Annotated in this window: 5 protein-coding genes and 1 pseudogene; 4 read left to right on the forward strand and 2 right to left on the reverse strand. The window is 72.7% G+C overall.

Features of this window, described 5'->3' with window-relative positions:
* A pseudogene (locus HMPREF3099_RS13230) lies at positions 1-621 on the forward strand (lytic transglycosylase domain-containing protein); the annotation flags it as partial.
* A gap of 99 nt (positions 622-720) precedes the next feature.
* Here the strand turns inward: HMPREF3099_RS13230 and HMPREF3099_RS02365 are convergent.
* Together HMPREF3099_RS02365 and coaA are read right to left on the reverse strand one after the other, a co-directional pair.
* The gene (locus HMPREF3099_RS02365) at positions 721-2,112 is read right to left on the reverse strand and encodes a class II fumarate hydratase (RefSeq protein WP_070703596.1); all 1,392 of its coding nucleotides are present in this window, start codon (positions 2,110-2,112) and stop codon (positions 721-723) included.
* Positions 2,113-2,137: 25 nt separating this feature from the next.
* Positions 2,138-3,088 carry a type I pantothenate kinase gene (gene coaA / locus HMPREF3099_RS02370; RefSeq protein ID WP_070703604.1) on the reverse strand — a complete coding sequence of 317 codons (951 nt, stop codon included), beginning with the start codon at positions 3,086-3,088 and terminating at the stop codon, positions 2,138-2,140.
* A 94-nt stretch (positions 3,089-3,182) separates the two neighbouring features.
* Between coaA and glmS the strand changes: the two genes are divergently transcribed.
* The 3 genes from glmS to HMPREF3099_RS02385 all read left to right on the forward strand — a co-directional run bounded on the left by glmS (position 3,183) and on the right by HMPREF3099_RS02385 (position 6,919).
* A complete protein-coding gene (gene glmS / locus HMPREF3099_RS02375; protein WP_070703598.1) occupies positions 3,183-5,036 on the forward strand; it encodes a glutamine--fructose-6-phosphate transaminase (isomerizing) in 1,854 nt (617 codons plus the stop codon).
* A gap of 66 nt (positions 5,037-5,102) precedes the next feature.
* Entirely contained in the window at positions 5,103-5,465 is a 363-nt protein-coding gene (locus tag HMPREF3099_RS02380) for a holo-ACP synthase (RefSeq protein WP_070703600.1), read from the forward strand.
* A gap of 20 nt (positions 5,466-5,485) precedes the next feature.
* The gene (locus tag HMPREF3099_RS02385) at positions 5,486-6,919 is read left to right on the forward strand and encodes a bifunctional ADP-dependent NAD(P)H-hydrate dehydratase/NAD(P)H-hydrate epimerase (RefSeq protein WP_141761944.1); all 1,434 of its coding nucleotides are present in this window, start codon (positions 5,486-5,488) and stop codon (positions 6,917-6,919) included.
* The last annotated feature ends 70 nt before the right edge of the window (positions 6,920-6,989 follow it).

The raw sequence follows: 6,989 nt of genomic DNA on the forward strand, positions 1-6,989 counted from the left end.
GAGCGCATCGCTGCGCAGAAGGCGGCCGAGGAGCGGGCCGAGCGCGTGGCTGCCCGCAAGGCGGCTCAGGAGCGCGCGGAGCGCATCGCTGCGCAGAAGGCCGCAGAGGAGCGGGCCGAGCGGGCTGCTGCTGCCAAGGCCGCTCAGGAGCGTGCCGAGCGCATCGCCCGCGAGAAGGCGGCCCAGGAGCGCGCTGAGGAGCGTCAGCGTGCCCGTGAGGAGGCGGAGCGCAAGGAGCGCCTCGAGCGCGAGCAGCAGCGCAAGGAGCAGGAGCGCCGCGAGCGCGAGGAGGAGCGTCGCCAGACGCCGCCGGTGCGTACGGGCGACCCGCGGTCCATCGGGCGTGCGATGGTGGCCGAGCGTGGCTGGGACGCCGCCCAGTTCCAGTGCCTGGACAACCTGTGGACCAAGGAGAGCAACTGGCAGGTCGATGCCACCAACCCCACCTCGGGCGCGTACGGCATCCCGCAGTCCCTGTACCCGGAGCTCATGGCCGAGGCCGGTCCCGACTGGCGCACCAACCCCGCCACCCAGATCGAGTGGGGGCTGGGCTACATCAGCGGGCGCTACGGCACCCCCTGCGGCGCCTGGGCGCACTCGGTCGAGCTGAACTGGTACTGAGCCCCGGAGCACTCTGACGAAGGGCCCCAGCTCCCGCGGGAGGTGGGGCCCTTCGCGTGGGCGCACAGGGGTGGGGCCGCCGCGGCGGCCCCACCCCGTTCAGCGGCCGTGCGGCGTGGCCATGCCCAGCAGGTCCAGGGCCTCGTCCAACTCGGCCTCGGTGAGGTCGCCGTTCTCCACGTGGCCGCGGTCGATGACCACCTGGCGCACGGTCTTCTTCTCCGCCAGCGACTGCTTGGCCACCTTGGAGGCGGCCTCGTAGCCGATCTTGGCGTTGAGCGCGGTCACGATGGCCGTGGACGCACCGGCGAACTCGGCCAGGTGCTCGACATTGGCCTCCAGACCGGAGACGCACCGGTCGGCCAGCACACGGGAGGCGCCGGCGAGCAGGTCGATGGAGTCGAGCATGTCGGTGGCCATCACCGGCAGCATCACGTTGAGCTCGAAGGAGCCGGTGGTGCCCCCGAAGGCGATGGTGGCGTCGTTGCCCATGACGCGGGCGCACACCATGAGGGTGGCCTCGGGCACCACCGGGTTCACCTTGCCGGGCATGATCGAGGAGCCCGGCTGCAGCTCCGGCAGACGCAGCTCGCCCAGGCCGGCGCGGGGGCCGGAGCCCATCCAGCGCAGGTCGTTGCAGATCTTCGTCAGCGAGACGGCCACGAGGCGGGTGGCGGCCGAGAGGTGCACCACGGCGTCCTGGGTGGACTGCGCCTCGAAGTGGTCGGCGGCCTCGCGCATCTCCACGCCCACCTGACGGGAGAGGTCCGCGATCGCCTTGCCGGCGAACTCCGGGTGCGCGTTGAGGCCGGTGCCGGCGGCGGTGCCGCCCAGTGGCAGCTCGGCCACGGCGTCGGCGGCCTGCGCCAGACGCTCACGGCCCAGCTCGATCTGGCGGGCGTAGCCGCCGAACTCCTGCCCCAGGGTCACCGGCACGGCGTCCATGAGGTGGGTGCGCCCGGCCTTCACCACGTCGGCGAACTCGCGGGACTTGGCCTCCAGGGCCTCCTGCAGGCCCTTGAGGGCCGGCTCGAGGCGCTCGGCCACGCCCTGCACCATCGCCACGCGCATGGCGGTGGGGAAGGTGTCGTTGGACGACTGGCCCATGTTCACGTCGTCGTTGGGGTGCACGTCGGTGCCGGCCTGGCGGGCCAGCGTCGCGATGACCTCGTTGGCGTTCATGTTGGTGGACGTGCCGGAGCCGGTCTGGAAGATGTCCACCGGGAAGTGCTCGTCGTGCTCACCGCGGGCCACGGACTCGGCGGCGGCCACGATCGCCTCGGCCTTGGCGGCGTCCAGGTTGCCCAGCTCGGCGTTCGCCCGGGCGGCGGCGGCCTTCAGCTGGCCGAAGGCGTGGATGACGGCGGCCGGCACGGGGCGGCCGGAGATCGGGAAGTTCTCGACGGCGCGGGCGGTCGAGGCGCCGTACAGCGCGTCGGCCGGAACCTGCATCTCGCCCATGGAGTCGTGTTCAGTGCGGTACTCAGTCATGGGCCCATCATCGCAGGGCCCCTGCTCAGACCTTGCGCAGGAGCACCCGGTGCACGGAGTGGTCCTCGCCCTTGGTCAGCACCGCCGTCGCCCGGCCCCGCGTGGGGGCGATGTTCTGCTGCAGGTTGGGGCCGTTGATGGCGTCCCACACCGAGAGCGCGAACTCCTCGGCGTCGTGCGCCGACATCTGGGCGTAGCGGTGGAAGTAGGACTCCGGGTCGGCGAACGCCGTCGTCCGCAGCTTCTGGAAGCGGTCCAGGTACCACTGCTTCACGTCCTCGGTCCGGGCGTCCACGTAGACCGAGAAGTCGAAGAAGTCGCTCACCGCCAGGCCGGCCGAGCCGTCGCGGCGGGGCACCGGCGGCTGCAGCACGTTGAGCCCCTCGATGATGAGCACGTCCGGCTGGCGCACCACGACCTCCTCGTCCGGGACGATGTCGTAGACCAAGTGCGAGTAGACCGGCGCCGAGACCTCGGGGGAGCCGGCCTTCACCGAGGAGACGAAGCGCAGCAGCTTGCGCCGGTCGTAGCTCTCCGGGAAGCCCTTGCGGGACATGAGCCCCTTCTCCTCCAGCACGGCGTTGGGGTAGAGGAAGCCGTCGGTGGTCACCAGCTGCACGTCGGGGGTCTCCGGCCAGCGCGACATGAGGTCGTGCAGCAGGCGCGCGGTGGTCGACTTGCCGACCGCCACCGAGCCGGCCACGCCGATCACGAAGGGCGTGCGGCCTGTGCGTTCGCCGAGGAACTCGTTGGTCGTCTCCCGGAGGCGTCGCGAGTTGGTGACGTACAGGTTGATGAGGCGGCACAGGGGCAGGTACACCTGCTCCACCTCCTCCACGCTGATCCGGTCGCCCAGTCCCTCGATGCGGCGCACGTCCTCGGCGGTGAGGCTCATGGGGTGCGACTGCCGCAGCCGGGCCCAGTCGTCACGGTCGAGCTCGACATAGGGCGAGTGGGAGGTGGAGGGGTGGGACATGCGCGCCATTCTGCCTGCCGCGTCCGGGGTCTGTGGGCCGCGCCACGGCCTCGGGGTGGCGGGCCGACCGTGTGCAGGGGTTAGTGTGAGCGCCATGTGTGGAATCGTTGGTTTTGTCGGGCGTGACCGGAACGAGCGCGCTCTCGACGTCGTCATGGAGGGCCTGGCCCGCCTCGAGTACCGCGGGTACGACTCCGCGGGTGTCGCGCTGGTCGGTGAGGGCCGCGTGGAGACCGCCAAGAAGGCCGGCAAGCTGGTGAACCTCCAGGCGGAGATCCAGGAGCACCCGATGCCGGCGACCAACACCGCCATCGGCCACACCCGCTGGGCCACGCACGGCGGCCCCACGGACGAGAACGCCCACCCCCACCGCGGTGGCGAGGACGGCAAGCTCGCCCTCATCCACAACGGCATCATCGAGAACTTCCACCAGCTGCGCGAGGAGCTCGAGGCCGACGGCGTGGAGTTCACCTCCGAGACCGACACCGAGGTCGTGGCGCACCTGCTGGCCACGGTCTACGCCGGCGACCTCACCGAGGCCATGCGCACCGTCGTGAACCGCCTCGAGGGCGCCTTCACGCTGCTGGCCGTGCACGCCGACTCCCCGGGCACCGTGGTCGGCGCCCGCCGCAACTCGCCGCTGGTCATCGGCCTCGGCGAGGGTGAGAACTACCTCGGCTCGGACGTCGCTGCCTTCATCAGCCACACCAAGCAGGCGATGGAGATGGACCAGGACCAGATCGCCACCATCACCGCCGATGCGGTGGAGGTCATCAACTTCGACGGCACCCCGGCGCAGGGCAAGCCGTTCGAGGTCACCTGGGACGCCGCCGCCGCCGAGAAGGGTGGCTACCCGACCTTCATGGAGAAGGAGATCCACGACCAGGGCGACGCCGTGCGCGACACCCTGCTGGGCCGCACCGACGCCGACGGGCGCCTCACCCTCGACGAGCTGAAGATCGACGAGGAGGCCCTGCGCGGGGTCGAGAAGATCATCATCATCGCGTGCGGCACCTCGGCCTACGCCGGCATGGTGGCCAAGTACGGCATCGAGCACTGGGCCCGCATCCCGGTCGAGGTCGACCTCGCCCACGAGTTCCGCTACCGCGACCCGGTGCTCGACCCGAGCACCCTGGTGGTCTCCATCTCCCAGTCCGGCGAGACCATGGACACCCTGATGGCGGTCCGCCACGCCAAGGAGCTGGGCGCCCGCACCCTGTCCATCTGCAACAGCCACGGCTCGAGCATTCCGCGCGAGTCCGACGCCGTGCTGTACACGCACGCCGGTCCGGAGATCGCGGTGGCCTCCACCAAGGCCTTCGTCGCGCAGATCACCGCCTGCTACGTGCTGGGTCTCTACTTCGCCCAGCTCAAGGGTGGGGAGTACGCCGACGAGGCCGGCCGCGTGCTCAAGGACCTGCACGGTGTGCCGGAGAAGATCGAGACCCTGCTGTCGGACACCTCGCGCATCGAGGAGATCGCGAAGTTCATGTCCGACACCCGCTCGGTGCTCTTCCTGGGCCGCAACGTGGGCTACCCGATCGCCATGGAGGGTGCGCTCAAGCTCAAGGAGCTCGCCTACATCCACGCCGAGGGCTTCGCCGCCGGCGAGCTCAAGCACGGCCCCATCGCGCTCATCGAGCCGGGGCAGCCGGTGTTCATCGTGGTGCCGCCCACCGACGCGCCCCACGGCCTGCACGGCAAGGTGGTCTCCAACATCCAGGAGATCCGCGCCCGCGGTGCCCGCACCCTGGTGATCGCCGAGGAGGGCGACGAGCAGGTCGTGCCCTTCGCCGACGAGGTCATCCGCATCCCGGCCTCGACCCCGCTGCTGCAGCCGCTGCTGGCGATCATCCCGCTGCAGCTGTTCTCGCTGTACCTGTCCACGGCCAAGGGCCTGGACGTCGACCAGCCGCGCAACCTGGCCAAGTCGGTCACCGTCGAGTGACCGAGCGCCCGTGCGCATGACCTCGCGTCACGTCACCGCCCCGTCTCCCGGTTGGGAGGCGGGGCGGTGATCGTGGGTCTGGGCACCGACGTGGTGCAGGTGGAGCGGCTCGGCCGGGCGCTGGACCGCACGCCGGCGCTGCTCGCGCGCCTCTTCACCGAGGCCGAGCAGGGCCTGCCGCTGGAGTCGCTCGCCGCGCGGTTCGCGGCCAAGGAAGCGGTGGCCAAGGCGCTCGGCTCGCCGCCCGGGCTGGGCTTCCGCCAGGCCGAGGTGGCCCGTGGCGAGCACGGCCGCCCCGTCCTGCGGGTCTCCGGTGAGGCGGCGCGGGTGGCTGGTGCCCTCGGCGTCACCCGGTGGCACGTGTCGCTCTCCCACGACGCAGGGGTGGCCGTGGCCACCGTCATCGCCGAGGGGGAGGGGCCGTGCTGAGGGCCTGGCAGCCTGAGGCCGTGCGGGAGCACGAGCGGGCCACGGGGGACCTGTTCACCTCCGGGGCGCTGATGCAGCGGGCCGCGGACGCCGTGGCCGGGGTCGTCGCCGACCGCGTGGGGGAGCACGGTCGGGTCGTCGCCCTGGTCGGTGCGGGGGACAACGGGGCCGACACCCTCTGGGCCCTGGAGCGTCTCGCCTCCGGGCGGGTGGGGCGGCCCGTCCCGTGCACCGCCCTCCTCCTCGTGGAGGACGACCAGCGCGAGGCCGTCGGTGCCGCGCTCCGGGCGGGGGTGGAGCTGGCCCCGGTGGGGGCAGACACCCTCGAGGGTGTGGGCGCCGGGGACGTGGTGCTCGACGGCATGGTCGGGCTCGGCGGACGGCCCGGGCTGGGTGGCCGGGCTGCCCTCCTCGCCGAGGGTGCTGCGGCGGCGCGTTCCCGGGGCGCCCTGGTCCTGGCCGTGGACCTGCCCAGTGGGCTCGACCCCCTCGGTCGCGCGGTGCCCACCCCCGGTGACCACGTCGGAGCCGACCTCACCCTCGCGCTCGTGGCGCCCAAGCCGGTGCACCTGGCGCCTGCCACCACGGCGGCGTGCGGGGAGCTCCTCGTCGACGCGCTGGGCACGGGGACCCCCTCGGCGGAGCACGTGCTGGAGTCCTGGCAGCACGACGACCTCGCCGCCGCGTACCCGGTGCCCGGACGCACTGCGCACAAGTACACCCGCGGGGCGCTCGGTGTCGCGGCCGGGTCGGACACCTACCCCGGGGCAGCGGTGCTCTGCTGCACCGGGGCGCTGGGAGCGGGCACGGGCATGGTGCGTTACCTGGGGCCGCGTCGCGCACAGGACCTGGTGCTCGCCTCGTGTCCCGAGGTGGTGCCGGGGGAGGGCCGCGTGCAGGCCTGGGTGCTCGGGCCGGGGTGCCCGGAGGAGGACACCGACCGGCAGCGGGGTCTGGCCCAGCTCGCCCGACGTCCCGAGCCCGCCGTCCTCGATGCGGGAGCCCTCCACTGCGTGGCTGTCCGCCCGGCGGACGCGGTCACCCTGCTGACGCCGCACGCGGGGGAGCTGGCGGCAATGCTCGGCTGGCGCCGCGAGGAGGTGGAGGCCGATCCCGAGGGCGCGGGCTCCGAGGCCTCCCGCCGCTGGGATGCGACGGTGCTGGTCAAGGGCGCGGTGTCCGTGGTGGTGCCGTCTGTGGCCGAGCGTCGGCGGGGGTGCGTCCCGGTGACCGTGCGGGAGGGGACGTCCTGGCTGGCCACGGCGGGAACGGGGGACGTCCTCGCCGGCGTGCTCGGTGCCCTCCTGGCGGCTGGGCTCGCAGCGGTGGACGCTGCCGTGCTCGGGGCCGCCCTGCACGCGCGCGCCGGGGCTCGGCTGTCGGGCGGCGGGCCGATCAGGGCCGCGGAGCTGGGGCGGGCGATGACCGCCGAGGTGAGGGACCTGCTGGGCTGAGCCCCGGTGCCCCGCCCGATGTCTCGCGGGGGTGGGGCCGGCTCGGTGTGGCCGTTTTGCGTCGGGTCCG

It is taken from the genome of Kytococcus sp. HMSC28H12 (genome assembly GCF_001816045.1).
GTDB classification, from domain to species: Bacteria; Actinomycetota; Actinomycetes; order Actinomycetales; family Dermatophilaceae; genus Kytococcus; species Kytococcus schroeteri.

Excerpts from the sequence above, each read along its gene's own strand:
- HMPREF3099_RS02365 (WP_070703596.1), bottom strand. The coding sequence starts at position 2,112 with ATGACTGAGTACCGCACTGAACACGACTCCATGGGCGAGATGCAGGTT.
- glmS (WP_070703598.1), top strand. The coding sequence starts at position 3,183 with ATGTGTGGAATCGTTGGTTTTGTCGGGCGTGACCGGAACGAGCGCGCT.
- coaA (WP_070703604.1), bottom strand. The coding sequence starts at position 3,088 with ATGTCCCACCCCTCCACCTCCCACTCGCCCTATGTCGAGCTCGACCGT.